Below are 23,714 nucleotides of genomic sequence, written 5' to 3' on the forward strand. Positions count from 1 at the left end.
AAAACGTGGACAAGAATAAGGAACGCCCTGCGGGCATCCCTTTATGTCCAAAAAGCGTGGACAAGAATAAGGAAAAGAAAGGGCATTTATGTATTTAAAAAGTATTGAAGTTCAGGGGTTTAAATCATTTGCCAATAAAATTGTGTTTGATTTTCATAATGGAATCACTGGAATCGTTGGACCCAACGGAAGCGGTAAGAGCAATGTTGCTGATGCCGTCCGCTGGGTTCTTGGCGAACAGAAGGTAAAGCAGCTTAGAAGTTCCAGCATGCAGGATGTGATTTTTTCCGGAACGGAGCAGAGAAAGCCTCAGGGCTTTGCATATGTTGCGATTACTCTTGATAATTCGGATCAGCATCTGGCCATTGATTATGATCAGGTTACGGTTTCCCGAAGAGTATACCGTTCCGGTGAAAGTGAATATATGATCAACGGCAGTGCCTGCCGGTTAAAGGATATTTATGAATTATTCTATGATACGGGAATCGGTAAGGAAGGGTATTCTATTATCGGACAGGGGCAGATTGACAAGATCTTAAGCGGAAAACCGGAGGAGCGCAGGGAGCTGTTTGATGAAGCGGCAGGTATCGTAAAATTCAAACGCCGAAAGGCGATCGCGCAGAAAAAACTTGAGGATGAGAAGCAGAATCTGGTCCGTGTCAATGACATTTTATCCGAACTGGAGAAACAGGTAGGTCCTCTTGCCAGACAATCCGAGACCGCGAAAGAATACCTCCGTCTGAAAGAAGAACTGAAACAATACGATGTGAACCAGTTTTTAATGGAGACAGAGGGGCTGCGTCTCCAGATCAGGGAAAATCAGGATAAGGAAAACATTGTTGCAAAGGATTTGGAGGACGCAAGGCAGACTTCCGAGGGAATCCGTGAAGAATATGACGCGTTAGATACATACTTATCCCAACTGGATGAGATCATCACTGCTCTGCGGAATGAAAAAAATGTTTCCAACATGGAAACAGGTAAACTGGAAGGACGCATCAACGTATTAAAGGAGCAGATCAATACGGAACGCATGAATGCGGAGCATATTGCAGGACGTGTGAAATCCATTCATTCTGAAATCGAATTAAAGCAGGCACAAAAAGTTTCCTATGAAGAAGCGCGGGCAGAAATTGCCAGTCAGGTAACGTCCGCCATGGAAAGACAAAAGAAAGCCGAGGAAATCCTTTTCTCGGAAGATGAAAAGATCCGTCTCTTTGAACAGCAGATCGAAGAAAGAAAAGGACGCATCATTGATCTTCTTAATGAAAAAGCGTCCTTTACTGCAAAACAGCAGCGTTATGAGGCTATGCTGGAACAGGTTCATGTCCGCCGATCGGAAGTATGTCAAAAGCTTTTAAAATTTAAAAGTGATGAGTCTGAACAGGATGAACAGATCATAAAACTTCAAAAAGAAGCAGCTGAAATCGAGGAAGAGATTGCTAAGAGAGAGGAAGCCCAGGCGTTCTGTGAAAACAGGACCGAGGAACTGGAGGACCAGGTCAAACGTCTCCATAAGAATCTGACGAACAGGCAGCAGGACTACCATACCAGCAATACAAAGCTTGAATCCTTAAAAAATATCGCCGAGCGGTATGACGGATATGGGGGCAGTATCAGAAAGGTAATGGAAGTCCGGGACCGGGTACATGGCATTCATGGTGTTGTGGCGGATTTGATTGCTGTTCCAAAAAAATATGAGATCGCAATTGAGACTGCTCTTGGCGGAAGCATCCAAAACATTGTTACGGATTCCGACCAGACGGCCAAGCAGCTGATTGAATATTTAAAAAAGAACCGGTTTGGGCGTGCAACCTTCCTTCCCCTTACCAGCATCGGCAATAGAAACCCGTTCCATCAGGAAAAAGCACTAAAAGAGCCTGGTGTTTTGGGGCTTGCCAATTCACTGGTGGAAGCAGAGAAGCAGTACGAAGGTCTTATGAACTATCTTCTGGGCCGCGTAGTCGTGGTGGATACCATTGACCATGCCATTGCACTGGCTAAAAAATTCCAGTATTCTCTGCGGATTGTCACGTTGGAAGGAGAACTTTTAAGCGCCGGCGGTTCCATGACCGGCGGTGCCTTCAAAAATACCAGCAACCTTTTGGCACGCAAGCGGGAAATCGAAGAGCTGGAAGAACTCTGTAACAAAGCGCTTACAGACGTGGAACGTCTGGAAAAAGAGCTGGTCATGAATGAAGGACTTCTCTCAGAAAGCAGGGAAGAACTGGAAAAGATCCGGGCAGAAAAACAGCATCTTTATTTAAGACAGAATACGGTTAAAATAAACTTGCGCCGGATGGAAGATAAAAAAACGGAAATCCGGGAATCCTACGGAGATCTGGAGAGGGAAAATATTCAGCTGGAAGCCCAAATCCGGGAAATAACCAACAGCCAGCAGGACCTTTTAAATGCGGTAAACAGTCTGGAAAAACAAAACCTGGATACAGGCGGCGACCTGGAATCGTTAAATTCAGAATTGGAAAAAGCCAGAGCAGACAGGGAACAGTTTTTTAAGAACTTATCAGCGATCCAGATGGAAGCTTCCGGTTTAAAGCAAAAGGATGATTTTGAACAGGAAAATCTCCGTCGGATCAAAGAAGAGATTCTACGCCTGGAAGACGAACTTTCCGGACTGTCAGACGGCTCCGATGGCTCTTTGCACATGATTGAGGAGAAGCAAAAAGAAATCGAAGAAATAAAGGAACAGATCGAGAAAGAGAAAGCTCACGCAGAAGAACTGGAGCAGCTCATTCAGGAAAAAGCCGCAAAAAAAGAAGCGAAGACCAGAGAACAAAAGGAATTGTTCCAAAAGAGAGAAGAACTGACCGGCAGGATCAGTCTTCTGGATAAGGAACTGTTCCGCCTCCAAAGTCAGAAGGAAAAGCTGAATGAGAGGTTAGAGGCTCATGTAAATTACATGTGGAATGAGTATGAACTGACTTTTTCCACCGCCGAAGCTTTACGGAATGACGAATGGACTTCCCTTCCCGATATCAAGCGCATGATCGCTTCAATAAAGGAGGAAATCAGGAAACTGGGGAATGTCAATGTCAATGCCATTGAAGACTATAAGGAAGTTTCTGAACGCTATGAATTTATGAAGACCCAGCACGATGACCTGGTAACTGCAGAAGAAACTTTGTTAAAAATCATAGAGGAACTGGATACCGGAATGCGAAAGCAGTTTGAAGAAAAATTCCGGGAAATCCGGGCAGAATTTGATAAGGTATTCAAGGAACTGTTCGGAGGCGGAAGAGGGGCTTTGGAGTTGGTGGAGGATGAGGATATACTGGAGGCAGGAATCCAGATCATTTCCCAGCCGCCGGGAAAAAAACTTCAGAATATGATGCAGCTTTCCGGTGGTGAAAAGGCACTGACTGCCATTGCGCTGTTGTTTGCCATACAAAATTTAAAGCCATCACCATTCTGTCTTCTGGATGAGATCGAGGCGGCACTTGACGATTCCAACGTAGACCGCTTTGCAAAATATCTGCATAAGCTGACAAAGAATACGCAGTTCATTGTAATCACACACAGACGTGGTACTATGGTATCTGCGGACCGCCTGTATGGGATCACCATGCAGGAAAAAGGCGTTTCAACGCTTGTATCTGTAAACCTGATTGAAGAAGATTTAGATCGTTAAGGAGACCGAATATGGGTGAGAAAAAGGGATTTTTTGGGAAGCTGGTAGCTGGACTGCAAAAGACAAGGGACAATATTATTGCCGGCGTAGATTCCATTTTCAGCGGCTTCTCAGCCATTGATGAAGAGTTTTATGAAGAAATTGAAGAAACTCTAATTATGGGGGATCTGGGAATCCAGACCACCATGTCCATTGTAGAGGATTTAAGGAAAAAGGTAAAAGAAAAGGGCATTAAAGATCCTGCGGAATGTAAGCAGCTTCTCATGGACAGTATTATGGAACAGATGGATCTTGGGGAAAATGCCTACGAATTTGAAAACCGCAAGTCTGTCCTGCTTGTAATCGGTGTAAACGGCGTTGGTAAAACAACCTCTGTCGGAAAGCTGGCCGGGCAGATGAAGGATGACGGAAAAAAAGTGATCGTAGCGGCGGCAGATACCTTCCGGGCGGCAGCCATTGAACAGCTGTCGGAATGGGCCAGAAGAGCCGGTGTGGATATCATTGCCCAGCAGGAAGGCTCTGATCCGGCGGCGGTAGTTTACGATGCAGTAGCGGCTGCTAAGTCAAGACATGCCGATATACTGATTTGTGATACGGCAGGACGGCTCCATAACAAAAAGAATCTGATGGAAGAGCTTAAAAAGATCAACCGGATTATTGACAAGGAATATCCCGATGCATACCGTGAGACTCTGGTCGTATTAGACGGAACCACCGGACAGAACGCACTTGTACAGGCTAAACAGTTTATGGAAGTTGCGGATATTACCGGTATCATATTAACGAAGCTGGACGGTACGGCAAAAGGTGGAATTGCGGTTGCCATCCAGTCAGAGCTTTCAATTCCGGTAAAATATATTGGAGTTGGTGAGAAAATTGATGACTTACAGAAATTCAATGCAAATGAATTTGTAAATGCATTGTTCCACGTAGAGGAGAAAGTAGAGGCGTAAAACATGTTGACATTGGAAAAGTTTGAAGAAGCATCAGAAGTCGTAAGTAAAGTCACCCTGGAAACAAAGCTTGTATACAGCGAATATTTCTCAGCCCAGACTGGAAATAAAGTGTATTTTAAGCCGGAAAACATGCAGTATACCGGTGCTTATAAAGTAAGAGGCGCTTATTATAAGATCAGCACTCTTTCAGAAGAGGAAAAGTCCAAGGGACTGATTACCGCTTCTGCCGGTAATCACGCCCAGGGAGTTGCTTATGCAGCCAAGCTTGCCGGAATACCTGCCACGATTGTCATGCCTACTACAACCCCTCTTATGAAGGTAAACCGAACCAAGGGATATGGGGCGGAAGTTATTCTGGAGGGAGATGTCTTTGATGAGGCCTGCAATTATGCCTATAAGCTGGCCGATGAGCGCGGCCTGACATTTGTCCATCCGTTTAATGATCTCGATGTAGCTGCCGGACAGGGAAGCATAGCCATGGAAATCATCAAGGAACTTCCTACCGTGGATTACATTTTGGTACCCATCGGAGGAGGCGGTCTCTGTACAGGAGTCTCCACCCTCGCCAAGATGTTGAATCCCAAGATCAAAGTAATTGGTGTGGAACCGGCCGGTGCAAACTGTATGCAGGAATCCCTTCGCCAGGGAAAGGTAGTTTCGCTTCCAAGTGTCAATACCATTGCAGATGGTACCGCGGTAAAATGTCCGGGAGATAAGCTTTTCTCTTATATTCAGGAAAATGTGGATGAGATCATTTCCATTGAAGACTCCGAGCTGATCGTATCCTTCCTTGATATGGTAGAAAATCATAAAATGATCGTGGAAAACTCGGGACTTTTAACGGTTGCAGCATTAAAACACATGAATGTGGATAACAAGAAGATTGTCTCGATCTTGAGCGGGGGCAATATGGATGTGATCACCATGGCCTCCATTGTCCAGTTGGGTCTGATGCAGAGAGACCGTATCTTTACCGTCTCCATCCTTTTGCCGGACAAGCCAGGGGAACTTGCAAAAGTTTCCTCCCTTCTTGCCAAAGAGCAGGGAAATGTAATCCGGCTGGAGCATAACCAGTTTATCAGCATCAACCGAAATTCCGCTGTGGAGCTGCGCATCACCTTAGAGGCATTTGGAACGGAACATAAAAACTCCATCATGGCAGCACTGACAGCCCAGGGCTATCGTCCGAAACTGGTCAAGTCTAAGGGAACTTATAGCGATGGATGTTAAACGTTTGATATAGAACTTATTAGCAATACAATTGTAAAAGGGATAAACGCTCTGTCTCAGGCGTTTATCCCTTTTGCTGTTTAAATCTGCTTCAGTGCTCTTTGCACTTTCCCCATCATCCGTATGGAAACAGAATAAGTTTCTTTGTTATCCATGGTCAAAAGCGCTTCATCCCTGGAATACTTTAATACATGTTTTAAATTTACAATGGAGGAACGGCTGCACTGACAAAATGTAGAATTTAATGTTGCCTTGAACTCTTTCAATGAACCTGCCATCTGACGGGTGCCGTTTTTTGTGTGAATGATTATTTTGTGATAATCTTCACTTGTCGTAATCGCAATAATGTCATCCTGATCAAGGACCAGATTGGCCTTGTCGATTTTGACAGATAGCAGGCGTTTGGAGGAATCAAGCTGTGCCCGGTAGTTGTTCTCAGCGTTCTTGATGCAGGCACATATCTGTTCCGGCAGAGTTTTGACGTTGTCTTTTATAATAAAATCCATGGCCTCCACTTTGTAACGGAAAGTGAGAACTGCCATTTCGCTGTGGGTCGTGATAAAAACGATATATCCCCGGGGATCGTATTTCCGTATTTCCTGAGCCAGTTCAATTCCGTTTTTCTCAGCCTGCAAGTCGATATCTAAAAAATACAGTCCGGTAATCTCGGACTTCTTTCTCATGGCAAGCAATTCTTCCGGTTTAGAGACGGTACAATAAAGCTGCGATTCGGTAGAATTCATCAATAAGTACTTTTCTATAACCGTTTTCCAACGTGTTAATTGTCTGTTGTCATCCTCGCATAGGTAAATGTGAATCATGGTATGCTCCTCAAGAACCAGGTTTCATCAGGATCAGTTCCTGTGTAAAATATGGCTCTTCATATGTAGTATTCCAAATGGCATTGTCGTAATTTTTTAAGATCATTTCTACGTTATATAAACCGACTCCCCGGTTTTCCCCTTTTGAGGAGACTCCATGGCTCCGAAGCTCGGAGATGGCATGATCCGGCGGGAGCGCGGTGTTCCGTATAATTACAAAAAGCCGGTCATCTTTATAAAACATGCAGAAAATCAGTTCTTTTTCTTTGGTTTCCGCTGCAGCCTCCACCGCATTGTCAAAAAAGATACCGATGATCCGTGACAGCTCCAGGATGTCCATATGGAACGTGTCAATAGGTTCTGTTAATTCGATTTCCGCTTTGATACCAATTTCCATAGAATAAATAAATTTAGAAGAGAGAAGGCTTTTTAAAGCCGTGTTCTTTATATTGGACAGTGCCCCAAGCTTGGTATCCGATTCTGAAAACGCATGACTGATCGGAAGAACCTGGCTGCCGTAATACTCCATCAGACCTGCCATATCATTTTCTTCCATATATCCTGACATGGTACTTAAAATATTCATATAATCATGTTTGAATTTACGCATGGTCCCATAAGAAGTTTCCAGGCGTTCCGTGTACAGCTGAAGGTTTTCAAACTGCGCCATACGGTGCTTATGGGTTTGTTCTCTGATGGTAGCCTTATAAATTGAATACATAAGAAATACCGTGATTGCAAACAGCAAAAGAAATATGATTCCGTTGAGTGCAATCACACCATAGCTGTATCCCAAGTATTCCCCATAAGAAAAATTGAAGATAAAAAAGAACACCAAAACAAACAGGTCAATAAAAATAGCCTTCAACAGGTGCTGATTGGTTAAATATTTGGAAATATCCAGTTTTTTATGAATATACCACCCAATGATTTTTGTAGAGATACCGCAATAAAAGCTGTAGATCGTGGAAAACAGGATACTAAGCACATTATGGGTCAATAAGGCCTGCATGTCCATGTTGAGCATCATACCGGCAATCCACATAAAAAGGTAGTTAAAAGAAACGGTATAAAGGTAACCAAATAGATAGCAGGACATATTTAAAAGAGGATCCTTTGCAAACAGAAAATTCAAAAACAGCAATCCTATGAATGTAATATAGGTGCTGGCCTGTCCGTAAATTCTGTTAAACAAAAACAGACTTCCAAATGCATATAGGAAAAGGATGAGTTTCCGGAGCTTTGTAAGTTGAACGGGAAGCAGATTGACACAAGAAAAATAAGTACAGATTCCTCCGGTCAATGTATAAATAAAATAAGTCATGATATATCACCTCATTAGTAAGTAAATATATTTTACCTTGTTGATAAAGGAAAGTAAAGGAAATTGTTTGTATAGATTACACATCTAACGTTTAAGAAGAAAAATTCAACGAAAATTGCAAAAACATTCATTTGATTGAAGATATGGTAATATAGGTGCAAATGGTGGTGATACTTATGGATATTTCCAGAATTGCTGTCAGATTTTGCAATTGGATGAATAAAATCAATCCAAAAAGCCAAGACGAAAACAAAGTGATTCAATATGGAATGGAATTGTTGCTTGATAATAGCATTAAGCTTGCAATAATTCTGATAATCGGTCTTTTCATTGGAAAAGGGTTTGAAACGTTTATAATCTTATTATCCTTTTGCGGTTTTCGGCTTCAGGCCGGAGGGATTCATGCGAAAACGGGAATGGGCTGTGGATTCAGCATGCTGCTTTTATGGGCAGTGTCACTTTTGGGTGATATTTTTATTCACATGCATATTTCAGTGTTGCCGTTAATCTTTGCAGTATCAATCGTAGTCGTCTGGCTCTGTGCTCCCCGCACTATAAATATAGAATATTTCAGTCCAAAGGATATATTAAATAAGAAGATTGCATCTTCTGTTGTATTATCCATTTTGATGGCGGTTGCTTCCATATTCCCATCATTAAGAGAACTGATTATGATTCCAGTTATTTTGGAAGTAATGACATTGCTTCCCCAAAATAAAAATAATTAAAAGGAGAGAACAAGGGATGAAGAAAACATTTATTGAAAAAGTACAAAAGACATTAGTAAAAATTTCCTTGAATTCCGTAGGAAGAAGTATTCCTGCTGGAATTTATGAAAGAAAAATCCCGGAGGAAGTTTTAAAAGCGAACAATGCAAAATAATCGTAGACCTGTTACTTATGAAAGACAGTTAAAGAAATCTTTAACAAACAAGTCCGGTATGAGTTTGAAAATGATCAAAAGTCATTTGAATTGAAAAAGCGCAATGATATCAGATTCGTTTACATACTGATCCTGATATGAAAATTGATTTACACGGAACAACCAAGGGGGAAATTTTGATTCGTTTGGCAAATAATTTGCATCAAATCTTATCATTATTTTATGAGTTGTTCCGTGCAATTTCAATTAAGAACAGGAGAAAACACGAATGAGAAAAAAATTATTTCAAAAGTTTATCAAATGGGAGGACAAGCTGTTTGCCGGTTCTGCGGAAAAAAGAATGTTATCTACACGCAGAAAACCAAGGATCATTCCAGAAGAGTATTTCATTGAGGTGATAACAACCGTTCCGGAGAGGAAAGCTGTGGTCGAGTATCTCGATAATGAATCAGAGATTTCCCAGATCGGAACGATATAAAGGCAGGTGCAGAGAGAGGATTTTATATTCTTTCCCTGCACCTGTTTCGGTTATACAGGAAAAATTATTACTATATAAAAAGGGAATAATCTTTTCTCCTCCGCATATAGTGTAACAGCACAGAAGGGGGAATCTTTATGGACAATTATAACGTATACAATGATATCAAAGCCCGAACCAACGGTGAAATCTACATCGGAGTGGTGGGACCGGTAAGGACTGGTAAATCAACCTTCATTAAACGTTTCATGGAATTAATGGTTTTACCGGGAATGGAAGATGAACACCAGAAAACTCAGACAAGGGACGAACTGCCCCAAAGTGCGGCAGGCAAAACCATTATGACCACAGAGCCCAAATTTATCCCCAAGGAAGCAGCGACCATTCGCCTGGGAGATGAAATTGAAGCAAAGGTCCGTTTGATTGACTGCGTAGGCTTTATGGTAGACGGAGCCGCCGGTCATATTGAAAATGACGAAGAACGTCTTGTAAAAACTCCCTGGTTTGATTATGAGATCCCATTTACCAAAGCAGCAGAAATAGGAACCAGAAAAGTTATCAATGACCATTCTACCATTGGGGTCGTCATTACTACAGATGGCTCCATCGGTGAACTGAAACGTGCCAACTACATAGCAGCAGAGGAACGCACCGTCCAGGAGTTAAAAAATCTTGGGAAACCGTTTATCATTCTTCTTAATTCTGCAAAACCATTTTCTGATGAAACTTCGGCACTCTCAACGGAAATGAACCAGAAATACGGTGTAACGGTTCTTCCGATTAACTGTGAGCAATTAAAGAAAGAGGATGTCAATAACATTATGGAACGGGTCTTGAAAGAATTTCCTGTGACAGAAATGGATTTCTTCATTCCGAAATGGCTTGAAATTCTTCCTCCCACTCACTGGCTGAAGGCCCAGGTGATTGATGCCGCAAAGAATATGGTGAAGAAAGTGACCCATATGAAGGATGTTGCTTCTGATCTATACGACGGAGCCGTTGAAAGCATTCGTTCCATCAAAGTCCAGAATATGAATATGGCAGACGGCAGTGTGGCAGTAGGAATGGATGTGGATGACAGTTATTATTATCAGATTTTAAGCGATTATGTTGGTCTTCCCATTGAGGGCGAATACCAGCTCATGCAGACATTGAGTGAACTTGCCAAGATGAAAGCGGAGTATGAAAAGGTGAATCAGGCCATGAGCCAGGTACGATTAAAGGGGTATGGTGTTGTGACACCGGAACGGTCTGAGATCATGTTAGACGAACCGGAAGTTATTAAGCATGGAAACAAATACGGTGTAAAAATGCGTGCGGAAGCACCTTCAATCAATTTAATCAAGGCTCATATCCAGACAGAAATCGCTCCGATCGTAGGAAGTGAACAGCAGGCAGAGGATTTGATCGCTTATATTAAAGAAAATGCAAGAGACAGTGAAGAAGGCATCTGGAATACCAATATTTTCGGAAAATCCATTGAGCAGATCGTAGAAGACGGCATACAGGCCAAAGTCTCCCAGCTGACGGAAGACTGTCAGCTAAAGCTCCAGGACACCCTCCAAAAAATTATTAATGATAGTAATGGCGGTATGATTTGCATTATTATCTAAATTAATGGTATAATATGAAAAAATAGATACAAAAGGAGGGCTCATATGAAATTGATGTTCATTGGCGCAGCCCACGAGGTTACCGGAAGCTGTCATTATCTGGACGCAGCAGGTTTAAAAATCCTTGTGGACTGCGGTATGGAGCAGGGGATTGACCGGTTTCAGAATGCGAATCTGCCGGTGAGCTATGCAGAGATTGATTATGTCCTTTTAACCCATGCTCATATCGACCATGCAGGTATGCTCCCCTTTATCTATGCCAGAGGCTTCCGGGGACAGGTGATTTCCACTGTGGCCACCGCGGACTTGTGCGGAATTATGTTAAAAGACAGTGCTCATATCCAGGAGGCTGAAACAGAGTGGAAAAACCGCAAGGCAAGACGGGCAGGGCTGCCGGAAGAAGAGCCCTTATATGGAATCAATGATGTGACAGGAGTGCTTAAACTGTTTCGTTCCTATGCTTACGACGAAAAAGCAGAGCTGGACGATGGTTTGACCATTCGATTTATTGATGTAGGTCACCTCCTTGGTTCCGCTTCTATTGAAATCTGGATTACCGAAGAGGAGTTCACCAGAAAAATCGTTTTTTCCGGTGATATCGGCAATCGGAACAAACCGCTTATCCGGGACCCTCAGTATATAAAAGAAGCTGATTATGTAGTTATGGAGTGTACTTATGGGGACCGCCTGCACGGGGCAATTCCCGATCATGTTTCTGCGCTTTCCAGCATTGTCCAGAAAACGCTGGACAGAGGCGGCAATGTGGTAATTCCTGCATTTGCAGTAGGAAGAACCCAGGAACTGCTCTATATATTCCGCCGCATGAAGACAGAAAACCGGGTCACAGGACATGACGGATTTGAAGTTTACGTAGACAGCCCTCTTGCGGTAGAAGCTACCCAGGTGTTTAAGGATAATCTGGTAGATTGCTACGATCGTGAGACAAAGGAGCTGGTTTTAAGCGGCATAAACCCCATTTCATTTCCGGGGCTTAAGCTTTCTGTTACCAGCGAAGATTCCAGGAACATCAATTTTAACCCAAAGCCGAAGGTAATTATATCCGCGGCCGGGATGTGCGATGCCGGCCGGATCCGGCATCATTTGAAACATAATTTATGGAGGCCTGAGTGTACCGTTGTCTTTACCGGCTACCAATCCGTTGGGACTTTTGGAAGAAGTCTGATAGACGGAGCAGGTGAAGTCAGATTATTTGGTGAAACCATTCAGGTCGAGGCTCACATAGAATCAATGGACGGGATGAGTTCCCACGCAGATATGGAAGGACTGATTGGCTGGTTGAATGCATTTGAAGAAAAGCCGCGGGAAGTATTTTTGGTTCACGGTGACAATCTGGTCTGTGATTCTTTTGAACAGCTTCTTGAAAAAGAATATGGATTTAAAGTTTCGGCTCCATTTTCCGGGTCTATCTATGACCTTTCCAGAGGCAAATGGCTGGAAAAAACGGAAGGGATCGAAGCGGCCAGAGCATTGGAACCCCAAAAGAAACCGGCAGGTGTATATGGACGGCTTTTTGCCGCCGGAGAAAGGCTTTTGCAGGTGATCCGCCACAATGAGGGCGGTGCCAACAAAGATCTTGCCAAATTTGCGGATCAAATAAATTCATTATGTGATAAATGGGATAGATAAGGAGAACAAGAGATCGTGACAAGAGTACAATTATTTACTGACGGAGCTGCAAGAGGAAACCCTGATGGACCGGGTGGATACGGTGCGGTTTTGCAATTTACGGATTCCAAAGGGCAGCTCCATGAAAAAACACTTTCCGCAGGGTATGTAAAGACTACCAACAACCGTATGGAACTCATGGCAGCCATTGCAGGGCTGGAGGCTTTAACAAGGCCATGCCAGGTGGATCTGTATTCTGATTCCAAGTATGTGGTTGATGCGTTTAACCAGCACTGGATTGATAACTGGATCAAAAACAACTGGAAACGGGGAAAAAGCGGTCCGGTGAAGAACATTGATCTATGGGAAAGGCTTTTAAAGGCCAAAAAGCCCCATCAGGTAACTTTCCACTGGGTAAAAGGACATGCTGGTCATCCCCAGAATGAGCGGTGTGATTTGCTGGCAACCACTGCGGCGGATGGAGATAATCTTCTGGTCGATGAGGGACTGTAACATCATTGGCATCGGATGCCAAATACTTACATATCTCTTACGATGTCTTACTAAATGCGAATTTCTATTTTCTTTCTTTTTTATTTGTGATATGGTAACTTCATCAAAACAGATTAGGATGATCGTTCATGAATAGAAACAGAGGAATATGGATTGTCATAGGAATGATACTGGTGATTGGAGTTCTTGTGACTTTAACGACCACCAGTTTTATAAACAGTAAACAGCACACTGCGGATTCTCAAGAGAATCGGACTCTTTCCGGTTCCCAACCGCCTTCTGACCTGGAAGAGAGACATTACAGCAAAGAACAGGAATTGTTTTCAGCAGAAAATAACACATTGGATAAACCGGCCCGGCTACAGGAAGAACCGGTGACGCCAAAGAAAGCGGCAAGAAGTATGCCGGAAGCCGGGAACGCTCTTACACAGCAGCAGACCCCTTCTGCGGCAGACACCCAGATGCCGGAAAAGACTGATGAAAGCCCGGAGCAGACGCAGGCAGCTCCTCAAATCGCTCAGGCGGCTTCTGAAGTTCCGGCAAAAGAATCTGTGCAGGAAACCGTAATGTCTCCCAAAGCACCTGACACCAAATATAAGTTTTCCAATGGTTCTGCTCATTCGGAAGGAACTGTCGACTATGAAAAACATCTGGAGAATCTGGATGAGCAAATCAGAAAGATCCGGGATGAATCAGGAGATTCCAATACCTACTCCATGAAGGCTCTTGCGGATAAAGAGTTAAAACTATGGAATTTGGAACAAAATACGATTTATGAAACCATAGCCCGGAAGCTTTCCGACGAAGAAAGAAAGTCCCTGGAAGCATCCCAGCAGGCCTGGATTAAAAGCAGGGATGCCAAAGCAGAGGAAGCGGCTAAAAAGTACAGCGGAGGAACTCTGGAAGGCCTGGAATATACGGCTTCCCTTGCGGAATCAACGAGAGCGAGAGCGTATGAACTGGTAAAGGAATATACGGATGTTCTTTCTGAGGAGGAGTCCCCATAAAGGGCTAAAAAACCATTTTTTAAAGTCTGAGGCTGATTCCTGTGAATCAGTCTTTTTTGCCGCTTTGTCGGGTTGTCTGCCTGTTTGATTGTGGCTTTTACCCTGCTTTTTTATTTGAATGTAAAAATTTCCATTGGAACATCTTGATAAATAAAATCCCTTATGATAGGATAGTAAGATAATTGCAAGAATGCCGCCAGTGCCGGCACTTTGTCAGAATAGACAATATAACAAACGGAGGACAGTAACGTGAAGAACTATGGTGTGAATGAACTGAGGAGAATGTTCCTTGAATTTTTTGAGAGTAAGGGACATCTGGCGATGAAAAGCTTCTCCCTGGTTCCTCATAATGATAATAGCTTGTTGTTGATTAACTCAGGTATGGCTCCGCTCAAGCCTTATTTTACCGGACAGGAGATCCCTCCCAGAAAAAGAGTGACCACCTGCCAGAAATGCATCCGGACAGGAGATATCGAGAATGTCGGAAAAACAGCACGCCACGGCACATTCTTCGAGATGCTCGGTAATTTTTCTTTTGGTGATTATTTTAAAGATGAAGCGATTCACTGGTCCTGGGAATTTTTAACGGAAGTGGTTGGGCTGGAAGCAGACAGACTGTATCCATCGGTATATTTAGAAGACGATGAAGCATTTGAAATCTGGAATAAGAAGATCGGAATTGCACCGGAACGCATTTTCCGTATGGGCAAGGAGGACAACTTCTGGGAGCATGGTGCAGGCCCATGCGGACCTTGTTCTGAAATATATTATGACCGCGGAGAAAAATACGGCTGCGGCAAGCCTGACTGTACCGTAGGCTGTGAATGTGACCGTTACATGGAAGTATGGAATAACGTCTTCACTCAGTTTGAGAATGACGGTCATGGCAACTATGAGGAATTAAAGCAGAAAAATATTGATACCGGCATGGGTCTGGAACGTCTCGCAGTCGTTGTTCAGGATGTGGATTCCATCTTTGATGTGGACACCATAAAAGCCCTTTTAAACCGTGTGGCAGATCTGGCTCATACTGAATATAAAAAGGATTCTGACGTGGATGTATCTCTTCGTCTGATCACAGACCATGTCCGTTCCTGCACCTTTATGATTTCCGACGGAATTATGCCGTCGAATGAAGGAAGAGGCTATGTGCTCCGCCGTCTGCTCCGCAGAGCAGCACGTCATGGCAGACTCATAGGAATAGAAGGAAAGTTTCTTGCAGACCTGTCCCAGACGGTGATTGACTTATCAAAAGATGGATATCCGGAGCTGGAAGAAAAGAAGGCCATGATTTTAAAGGTCCTCACCCAGGAGGAAGACAAGTTTAATAAGACAATTGATCAGGGACTTGCTATCTTAAATGAATTAGAAGAAGAGATGAGAAAGAAGAAGGAGACCGTTCTTTCCGGAGAAGAAGCATTTAAGCTATATGATACTTATGGTTTCCCTCTTGATTTAACCCTGGAGATCCTTGCGGAAAAGAACTTCAAAGTCGATGAAGAAGGCTTTAAGACTGCCATGCAGGTTCAGCGGGAAACTGCAAGGAATGCCAGAAAGACCACCAATTATATGGGGGCGGATGTTACGGTGTACCAGTCCATAGATCCGGCTATTTCTTCAGAATTCATCGGTTACGATCAATTCGTCTGTGATTCTGTGATTACAGTGCTTACCACTGATACAGAGATCGTGGAGGCCCTTACAGATGGTGAGGTCGGCACCATTATAACCGATCAGACCGTATTTTACGGAACCATGGGCGGTCAGCAGGGAGATGTCGGCACCATATTCAGTGAGAATGGGGAATTCAGAGTAGAGGATACCATTCATTTACAGGGCGGAAAGATTGGTCATGTAGGGAAAATGGTAAAAGGAATGCTTCAGACCGGCGATACAGTTACTTTAAAAGTCTGTGAAGAAAACCGCCAGAACACAGGCAAAAACCACAGCGCCACCCATCTGCTTCAAAAAGCGTTAAGGACCGTTCTGGGCAGCCATGTGGAACAGGCAGGATCTTTCGTCGACGGAGACCGGCTGCGTTTTGACTTTACTCATTTTTCTGCGCTGACACCGGAAGAGATCCGTCAGGTAGAAACACTTGTAAACGATAAAATCAAAGAATCCCTTCCGGTAAACACGGAAGTCATGTCTTTGGAAGAGGCAAAGAAATCCGGTGCTATGGCATTGTTTGGCGAAAAGTACGGAGATACGGTACGCGTTGTAAAGATGGGTGATTTTTCTACGGAGCTTTGCGGAGGAACCCATGTTTCCAATACTGGCGTGATCGGTTTCTTTAAAATCCTTTCCGAGACTGGAATTGCTGCAGGAGTACGCAGAATTGAAGCATTGACCGGTGACGGACTCATGCATTATTATGAAGAGCTGGAAAGAGAATTCCATGAAGCAGCAAAAGCGGCAAAGACAACCCCTTCTTCCTTGACAGCGAAGATTGAGTCCCTTTTAGAAGAAATCAAGGCTCTTCACTCTGAAAATGAGAAATTAAAGAGCAAACTTGCAAAAGATTCTCTTGGCGATGTTATGGATCAGGTGCAGGAGATTAAGGGAGTAAAGGTTCTCGCCACAAAGGTAATGGATGTGGATATGAATGGACTTCGTAATCTTGGCGATCAGTTAAAGGATAAAATCGGAGAAGGTGTTATTGTAATTGCCTCCATTCAGGGTGAAAAAGTCAATCTGATGGCTGCTGTAACAGAGGAAGCCCAGAAAAAAGGTGCTCATGCAGGAAATCTGCTCAAAGCCATTGCATCCCTTGTGGGCGGCGGCGGCGGCGGACGTCCCAATATGGCTCAGGCAGGCGGAAAGAATCCGGCCGGCGTTGATGCATGCCTTTCAAAAGTTGCAGAAGTGGTTGCAGAACAGGTGAAATAATTGCTGTTGAAATACGAAAAATTATGAAAGTTTTTCTTGACGAATGGCAGAATTATGCTATAATCATATCAGTGCTATAAAATACCCAAACAGTTGTATTATGCACAAGTACACAACTGGAGGGAGGTTAGGTGTGAGCTATGTCAAATGTAATCGTTAAAGACAACGAGACCTTAGATAGCGCTTTACGCAGATTCAAAAGAAACTGTGCTAAAGCAGGTATCCAGCAGGAAATTCGTAAGAGAGAACATTACGAAAAGCCAAGCGTAAGACGTAAGAAAAAGTCTGAAGCTGCAAGAAAACGTAAATATAACTAATTGTTAAAAGATAAACCTCTGGTTTGGCTTAGGCATAACCAGGGGTTTTTTCTAGTTTTTGAGTGCTGTAGAATTTTCCATATCCTCTTTGCATATAGTATAAAGTAATAACAGAGAGAAAGGCAGAGAAGATATGTTGGAGGAATCAAAGGAAAAAGCGGCTTCTGCCTTAAAACTTCCCAAAGATGTTGTTTTGGGAGAGGTGCTTGTGTCTTTTCTTGGACGCCACAGTGTTGTGATCGAAAATTACCGGAGTATTATTTTATACACCGATTGCTCCATTAAAATTCAAGCGAAAAATTGCCGGGTTATTATCAGCGGAAGCAGGCTGATGATTGAATATTATACCAATGAGGAGATGAAAATCAACGGATATATCAAATCCCTGGAGTTTGAATAAATAGGGGAGCTGGAGGTGTAAGGAAGTGCTTGAATGGCTGAATCGCCGTTTCTTCGGTTATCTTTTTATAGAAATGTCCGGATTTTCTCCGGAACGGTTTTTAAATATGTGTACGGTTCATGAAATTGAATTATGGAACGTGGTAAATTCGGGCCAGACGTATCAGTTTTTCATGACTGTTTCCGGTTTTCGCAAGATAAAACCCATTGTCCGTAAATCGAAGGTCAGACTTAGGATTTTAAAAAAGTTTGGACTTCCTTTTTTTTTATACCGCAATAAAAACCGAAAGTTTTATGCTGCCGGATTTTTGGGTTTTTTTATGATTCTCTACTCCCTGTCTCTTTTTATATGGGATATCGAGTTTGATGGGAACCAGATGTATACATACGACACTTTGCTGAAGTATTGTGAATCAGAAAAAATCCACTACGGGATGCAGAAGTCGAAAATTGACTGTGACGGACTGGAAGAATCGCTCCGTACTGCATTTCCTGAAATAACCTGGGTATCCGCAAGGGTATCAGGAACCAGGCTTTTGGTTAAAATAAAGGAAAATGAAGTGCTGTCTCAGATTCCTGTAAAAGATGAGACTCCATGTGATCTTGTAGCGGAAAAAGACGGGGTCATCACCTCCATGATCGTGCGGACCGGAGTTCCTATGGTGGCGGTCGGAGATACCGTCACAAAAGGCCAGGTTTTAGTCAGCGGGACGCTTCCTGTCATTGGTGACAGCGAAGAAATCATAAATACCCATTATGTTCATTCCGATGCGGATATTCGTGCCCGTACGGAGCATCATTACACCAAACAGATTCCCATGTACCGTAAAATTGATGTGGAAACGGGAAGGGTGCGGAAGGGCTATTATATTAAGGCGTTTCGGTATTCCTTTTTGCTTATGCGCCCCAGACCCGACGGAACATCCTGGAAGAGGACCATGGAGGAAGAACAGCTTCATTTATTCGAGAATTTTTACCTGCCTATTTATACGGGAAAGATTACGGGAAAAGAGTATATATCCTATGAACGTCCCTATAAGGAGGAAGAGAAAAAGGAACTTGCCCATAAGTTTAACAAAGATTATGAAAAAAAATTATTGGAAAAAGGGGTACAAATTCTAGAAAATCATGTTAAAATACTAGATAATGAATCTTTATGCCAAATTGCCATAGACTTTGTGACCGATGAACCATTGGGAAGGCAGGAAGCGCTGGAGATACAAAGAACAGAGGAACCGGAGGAGACAAATCATTCAGATGAGCGTAATTGAGACAATCATAGATATTCCAGCAGAACACGAGAAAAATGTATGCGGACAGTTTGACAGCTACTTGAAGAAAATTGAACGGACCCTTCATGTCACAATGATCGGAAGAGATGGCGCTCTTAAAATCATTGGACCGGAACCGATGGTCCAGAAGGCAAGAAGCGTATTCAATAACCTGATCGAGCTGTCCAAACGGGGGAATACCATTACCGAACAAAACGTGGATTATGCCCTTTCTCTGTCATTTTCTGAAAACGACAGCCAGATCCTTGAAATTGATAAAGATATAATCTGCCGGACCGTTTCAGGAAAACCGGTAAAGCCTAAGACTCTTGGGCAGAAGCAGTATGTGGACCAGATCCGGAAAAAGATGATTGTCTTTGGAATCGGACCGGCCGGAACAGGAAAAACCTATCTTGCCATGGCTATGGCCATTCAGGCATTTAAAAATGGAGAGGTCAACCGGATCATTCTCACAAGACCAGCCATTGAAGCCGGAGAGAAGCTGGGATTTCTTCCAGGCGATCTCCAAAGCAAGATTGACCCTTATTTAAGACCTTTATACGATGCCTTGTACCAGATTATGGGGGCGGAAAGTTTTCTCCACAATTCAGAAAAAGGTCTGATCGAAGTTGCTCCCCTGGCGTATATGAGAGGACGAACCCTGGACAATGCTTATATCATTCTTGATGAGGCCCAGAATACAACGCCTGCCCAGATGAAGATGTTTTTGACAAGAATCGGTTTTGGTTCCAAAGTGATCGTTACCGGCGACCAGACCCAGAAGGATCTTCCGTCGGGTACGGTATCCGGGCTTGATACGGCAATGAGGATTTTAAAAAAGATCGACGACATCAGTTTCTGTCAGTTGACGAGCAGCGATGTGGTCCGTCATCCTCTTGTGCAAAAAATTGTACAGGCTTATGATGAATTTGAGTCAAAGAAAAAGACCGAAGATCGGAAGACAAAGACCGTCCGAGGCAGAAAGGCGCATTATGACAATTAATATTGAATACGAGGCAGAAAAAAAGCTGGATATTCCATATAAGGAGATTATTAACCATGTGGTGGAGGAATCCATGGACTATGAAAACTGCCCTTATGAAGCAGAGGTCAATGTTCTGATCACCGACAATGAGGATATCCGTCAGATCAATAAAGAGTACCGGAAGATCGACAGCCCTACGGATGTTCTTTCTTTTCCAATGGTGGACTATGAGACTCCTTCCGACTTTGACCGTCTGGAGGAGATGGCAAATGATTATTTTAATCCGGAAACCGGGGAGCTTTTACTTGGAGACATTGTAATATCCGTTGATAAGGTGGAAGAACAGGCAGAAAAATACGGGCACTCTCAGACGAGAGAGATGGCGTTTCTGGTGGCTCACAGTATGCTCCACTTATTTGGCTATGACCATATGGAAGAAGAGGAACGTCTGCTTATGGAAAAGAAGCAGGAGGAAATTTTAAGTCGGAGGGGATATGTGAGATGATGAAAAAGGTATGGTTTGGTCTTGCCGGTGTGATGCTGTCTGGCGCTTTTTTGTTTGGATGCGGGAAACGATATGAATCAGTATCGGTAACGGAACAGGCAACTGAGGATGTGAATGCAGATGATATTAAAATAAACAGCAGTACAGAGGCCGATCATACATCGGATGAGAGTCCGGGAGATTACTATACCTTTTCAGAACGCCAGGAAAAAGACGGAATGATACGCAGTTATCTAACCGGAGAGATGGTGGATGCAGCCATTGGAAACCGGAGACCGGTGGCCGTAATGATGAGCAATGATAAAGCCGCGCTCCCCCAATACGGGATTAACCGGGCAGGCGTTGTTTATGAAGCACCTGCAGAAGGGGGCATAAACCGGTATATGGCCATACTGGAAGACTATGACAGTCTGGAACGTATCGGTTCCGTAAGAAGCTGCCGCACATACTATACATACTTCGCCCGTGAATTTGATGCGATCTATGCCCATTACGGACAAAGTACCTTCGCAAAGCCTTACTTAGCCAATGTGGATAATATCAATGGCGTGGAAGCCATCGGCAATGTGGCATTTTTCCGGTCCAGAGACCGCAAGCCTCCCCACAATGCCTACACCAGCGGCAAGCGCTTGAATAAAGCCATACACCAGCTGGGATATTCCCAGGAATATGATCCATCCTACCAGGGGCATTACCGGTTTGCCAAAACAGGAAAAGAAGTTACTCTTCAAGAGGCTCCCGGTGTTAAGGAGGCGTATAAAGTTTATCCTGGTTATAAGTTGAATAAGCCGTGGTTTGAATACCACGAAGAGGATGGGCTTTATTACCGTTTCCAATTCGGAGCCGCCCATAAAGGAGATGAAGGACAGATTAAAGTGAAAAACATTATTCTGCAGTATTGTCCTGCCGCTCATTATGCAACTACGGATTATCTGAACATAAATGTACAGAGCGATTCTTACGGCATGTTCATTACCGAAGGACGTGCCATCCCCATCAAGTGGTCGAAGGATAATGAATTCGGTCCAACACATTATTACGACATGGAGAATAACGAGATTATCCTGAACCAGGGCAAAACCTGGGTTTGCATTATATCCGCACAGGATTCTCCCAATGTAGAATTATATGGAAAACAATAGGACAAAGAGAACATCAACAAAAAGGGGGGCCACGAATTTCCTGATTCAGGGTACAATTCTTGCGGCTGCCGGAATTATCGTCCGTATCATCGGAATGTTTTACCGTATCCCCCTTGCCAGTATTTTAGGAGATGAAGGAAACGGGTATTATAGTTCGGCTTTTTCGATCTATTCCATTCTATTAATCGTTTCCTCATACAGTCTGCCTACTGCAGTTTCTAAGATGGTTGCCATGAGAGTCGCACGGAAGGAATATGTGAATTCCTTTCGTGTTTTAAAGGTATCCATGCTTTATGGAACGGTGGTTGGCGGAATCGGGGCAGCGGTATTATGGTTTGGAGCAGATGTTTTTGCAAACCAGTTTTTAAAAATGCCTTATACCAGCTACGCTTTGAAGACGCTGGCACCGACCATCTGGATCATTGCGTACCTTGGCGTATTGCGTGGATACTTCCAGGGATTGGGAACTATGCTTCCCACAGCCATATCCCAGGTGTTTGAACAAATAGTCAATGCAGTCATCAGTATTTTTGCAGCGGCAAAGCTTTTTGAAGCAGGACTTAAGTCCAATGCAATTTATGGTGCCAGGGATTATTCTTATGCTTTTGGTGCGGCCGGAGGCACCATTGGTACCGGTGCGGGCGCTTTAGCCGCCCTAATATTCCTTGGCTTCATTTTGTTCAACTACCGGCCGGTGATGAGAAAGCAGGCCAGAAGGGACCGGACAAGACATTGGGAATCGTATCAGGAACTGTCGAAAGTTCTGGTATTAACGGTTTTACCGATCGTACTGAGCAGTGTTGCCTATAACATCAGTACGGTAATAGATAACAGTATTTATGGAAATGGTATGGCTTCCCTTGGAATGGGCGCTTCAGAAATCGCAGCCAACTGGGGCGTTTATTCTGGAAAATACCGCCTGCTGTTTAACATTCCCGTTGCAATTGCAAATTCTTTGGCTTCCGCCCTTATCCCTTCCCTGTCTCAGGCTGTTGCGGAACGAAACAGAGGGCAGATCCTCAGTAAAATTTCCATGGTCATCCGCTTCTCCATGGTCATTTCCATTCCGGCTACAGTGGGACTGACTGTACTGGCAGGCCCCATTTGCAATCTTTTATTCAGAGGCACCGACAATGCATCCCTGATTAACATGATGTTATATGGATCAGTGGCAGTCGTGCTTTTCTCCCTTTCGACAGTTACCAATGCGGTACTGCAGGGAATCAACCATATGCGGACTCCGTTAAAGAATGCGATTATATCCCTGATCCTTCATGTTGGAATTCTCTGCATCCTGTTATTTGTGTTTAAAATGGGAATCTATGGGGTGCTTTATTCCAATATTCTGTTTGCTCTGACCATGTGTATCCTCAACGGCCTGGCAATTGGACGGTTTTTAAATTACAGGCAGGAGGTGAAAAAGACCTTCATCCTGCCGTCACTGGCCTCAGGAGTCATGGGTGCAGCCGCTTACGGAACTTATTTTTTCATTTATGTTATTTTTAAAAGCAATGTTTTGGGTGTATTGGCCGCCATCGTAGTGGCAGCAGGGGTATATGGAGTTCTCCTGCTCAAACTTCATTGTGTGGATGAAAAAGAATTAGTTCGTCTGCCTGGAGGCTCGAAATTAGTATATATTGCAAGAAAATTCCATCTATTATGATTAAGAATGCAAAAAAAGCAGATACTATACTTGATTAAGGAGGTATCATCTCATGAAGAAGTATATGTTCTGCTTTCTTTTGTTTGTTGCGGCGTCTGCGATCTGTCTGGGGGTCGGTTTTATCATTACGAAAGACAGTGTGAGACCGGAGGAAGCTGTTCCGGGGGCGACCCTGGAAACCGAAACGGTGACAGAAGCGCAGATTGTCATAAATCAGGAGGAAGTGCAGCCTGCTAACGCAAAGGGCAAAGAAAAATATTATCTTGTCTCAGAGGACGGATATTTACTCGTCCTCTATCAGGATAAGACCACCATCTGCCTTTATACCCATATGCCGGTCACAGATTTTCCAGAGGAAGAACGCGGAAAGTTAATGGAGGGCATATGGTTTACTTCCATGATAGAGGTATTTAATTATCTGGAATCCTATACGAGTTAAGAACT

Annotated in this window: 21 protein-coding genes; 19 read left to right on the forward strand and 2 right to left on the reverse strand. The window is 43.5% G+C overall.

The features are described 5' to 3' along the window. The first annotated feature begins 88 nt into the window (after window positions 1–88). The 3 genes from smc to ilvA are packed head-to-tail and all read left to right on the forward strand — an operon-like array spanning window position 89 to window position 5,835. The gene (gene smc, locus VIG27_RS08370) at window positions 89–3,649 is read left to right on the forward strand and encodes a chromosome segregation protein SMC (protein ID WP_394527194.1); all 3,561 of its coding nucleotides are present in this window, start codon (window positions 89–91) and stop codon (window positions 3,647–3,649) included. Window positions 3,650–3,660: 11 nt separating this feature from the next. Beyond that, window positions 3,661–4,602 (forward strand): signal recognition particle-docking protein FtsY, encoded by a 942-nt coding sequence (gene ftsY, locus VIG27_RS08375; RefSeq protein ID WP_394527199.1) that lies wholly within the window; start codon window positions 3,661–3,663, stop codon window positions 4,600–4,602. 3 nt (window positions 4,603–4,605) lie between these two features. Further along, complete coding sequence (ilvA, locus tag VIG27_RS08380; RefSeq protein WP_394527202.1) at window positions 4,606–5,835, forward strand: threonine ammonia-lyase; 1,230 nt, start codon at window positions 4,606–4,608, stop codon at window positions 5,833–5,835. Between the two features lie 80 nt (window positions 5,836–5,915). Here ilvA and VIG27_RS08385 read toward each other — a convergent pair whose 3' ends face one another. Together VIG27_RS08385 and VIG27_RS08390 are read right to left on the reverse strand one after the other, a co-directional pair. After that, window positions 5,916–6,656, reverse strand: a complete 741-nt coding sequence (locus VIG27_RS08385; RefSeq protein WP_394527204.1) for a LytR/AlgR family response regulator transcription factor — start codon at window positions 6,654–6,656, stop codon at window positions 5,916–5,918. A 10-nt stretch (window positions 6,657–6,666) separates the two neighbouring features. Then, window positions 6,667–7,980 carry a sensor histidine kinase gene (locus tag VIG27_RS08390; RefSeq protein WP_394527207.1) on the reverse strand — a complete coding sequence of 438 codons (1,314 nt, stop codon included), beginning with the start codon at window positions 7,978–7,980 and terminating at the stop codon, window positions 6,667–6,669. A gap of 176 nt (window positions 7,981–8,156) precedes the next feature. Here VIG27_RS08390 and VIG27_RS08395 point away from each other — a divergent pair, with 176 nt between their 5' ends. The 16 genes from VIG27_RS08395 to VIG27_RS08470 all read left to right on the forward strand — a co-directional run bounded on the left by VIG27_RS08395 (window position 8,157) and on the right by VIG27_RS08470 (window position 23,709). After that, a complete protein-coding gene (locus VIG27_RS08395; protein WP_394527209.1) occupies window positions 8,157–8,708 on the forward strand; it encodes an accessory gene regulator B family protein in 552 nt (183 codons plus the stop codon). Window positions 8,709–8,724: 16 nt separating this feature from the next. Next, entirely contained in the window at window positions 8,725–8,862 is a 138-nt protein-coding gene (locus VIG27_RS08400) for an exodeoxyribonuclease V subunit alpha (protein WP_394527212.1), read from the forward strand. A 268-nt stretch (window positions 8,863–9,130) separates the two neighbouring features. Then, entirely contained in the window at window positions 9,131–9,340 is a 210-nt protein-coding gene (locus VIG27_RS08405) for a hypothetical protein (RefSeq protein WP_394527214.1), read from the forward strand. Between the two features lie 137 nt (window positions 9,341–9,477). Next, window positions 9,478–10,953: a stage IV sporulation protein A gene (gene spoIVA, locus VIG27_RS08410; protein WP_394527217.1), complete on the forward strand. Its 1,476-nt coding sequence runs from the start codon at window positions 9,478–9,480 to the stop codon at window positions 10,951–10,953. Window positions 10,954–10,998: 45 nt separating this feature from the next. Beyond that, entirely contained in the window at window positions 10,999–12,600 is a 1,602-nt protein-coding gene (locus tag VIG27_RS08415; protein ID WP_394527220.1) for an MBL fold metallo-hydrolase RNA specificity domain-containing protein, read from the forward strand. Window positions 12,601–12,615: 15 nt separating this feature from the next. After that, window positions 12,616–13,092 (forward strand): ribonuclease HI, encoded by a 477-nt coding sequence (gene rnhA / locus VIG27_RS08420; RefSeq protein ID WP_394527225.1) that lies wholly within the window; start codon window positions 12,616–12,618, stop codon window positions 13,090–13,092. Window positions 13,093–13,220: 128 nt separating this feature from the next. Beyond that, entirely contained in the window at window positions 13,221–14,099 is an 879-nt protein-coding gene (locus VIG27_RS08425) for a lysozyme inhibitor LprI family protein (RefSeq protein ID WP_394527228.1), read from the forward strand. Between the two features lie 282 nt (window positions 14,100–14,381). Next, window positions 14,382–16,988 carry an alanine--tRNA ligase gene (gene alaS, locus VIG27_RS08430; protein ID WP_394527458.1) on the forward strand — a complete coding sequence of 869 codons (2,607 nt, stop codon included), beginning with the start codon at window positions 14,382–14,384 and terminating at the stop codon, window positions 16,986–16,988. A 140-nt stretch (window positions 16,989–17,128) separates the two neighbouring features. Continuing rightward, window positions 17,129–17,305: a 30S ribosomal protein S21 gene (gene rpsU / locus VIG27_RS08435; protein WP_008975787.1), complete on the forward strand. Its 177-nt coding sequence runs from the start codon at window positions 17,129–17,131 to the stop codon at window positions 17,303–17,305. A gap of 133 nt (window positions 17,306–17,438) precedes the next feature. After that, window positions 17,439–17,705, forward strand: a complete 267-nt coding sequence (locus tag VIG27_RS08440) for a YabP/YqfC family sporulation protein (protein WP_394527233.1) — start codon at window positions 17,439–17,441, stop codon at window positions 17,703–17,705. A gap of 25 nt (window positions 17,706–17,730) precedes the next feature. Further along, window positions 17,731–18,975 carry a sporulation protein YqfD gene (gene yqfD / locus VIG27_RS08445; protein ID WP_394527236.1) on the forward strand — a complete coding sequence of 415 codons (1,245 nt, stop codon included), beginning with the start codon at window positions 17,731–17,733 and terminating at the stop codon, window positions 18,973–18,975. Then, the gene (locus VIG27_RS08450; RefSeq protein ID WP_394527238.1) at window positions 18,962–19,978 is read left to right on the forward strand and encodes a PhoH family protein; all 1,017 of its coding nucleotides are present in this window, start codon (window positions 18,962–18,964) and stop codon (window positions 19,976–19,978) included. The genes yqfD and VIG27_RS08450 overlap by 14 nt, the downstream gene beginning before the upstream one ends. Beyond that, window positions 19,968–20,465: an rRNA maturation RNase YbeY gene (gene ybeY / locus VIG27_RS08455; RefSeq protein ID WP_394527242.1), complete on the forward strand. Its 498-nt coding sequence runs from the start codon at window positions 19,968–19,970 to the stop codon at window positions 20,463–20,465. Before VIG27_RS08450 ends, ybeY begins: the two co-directional genes overlap by 11 nt. Next, entirely contained in the window at window positions 20,462–21,607 is a 1,146-nt protein-coding gene (locus tag VIG27_RS08460) for a DUF3048 domain-containing protein (RefSeq protein WP_394527247.1), read from the forward strand. The genes ybeY and VIG27_RS08460 overlap by 4 nt, the downstream gene beginning before the upstream one ends. Continuing rightward, complete coding sequence (locus tag VIG27_RS08465) at window positions 21,594–23,270, forward strand: putative polysaccharide biosynthesis protein (RefSeq protein WP_394527249.1); 1,677 nt, start codon at window positions 21,594–21,596, stop codon at window positions 23,268–23,270. Before VIG27_RS08460 ends, VIG27_RS08465 begins: the two co-directional genes overlap by 14 nt. 52 nt (window positions 23,271–23,322) lie before the next feature. Then, window positions 23,323–23,709 carry a hypothetical protein gene (locus VIG27_RS08470; RefSeq protein WP_394527251.1) on the forward strand — a complete coding sequence of 129 codons (387 nt, stop codon included), beginning with the start codon at window positions 23,323–23,325 and terminating at the stop codon, window positions 23,707–23,709. The last annotated feature ends 5 nt before the right edge of the window (window positions 23,710–23,714 follow it).

The organism is Lacrimispora sinapis, from assembly GCF_043633585.1.
Lineage (GTDB): Bacteria > Bacillota > Clostridia > Lachnospirales > Lachnospiraceae > Lacrimispora > Lacrimispora sinapis.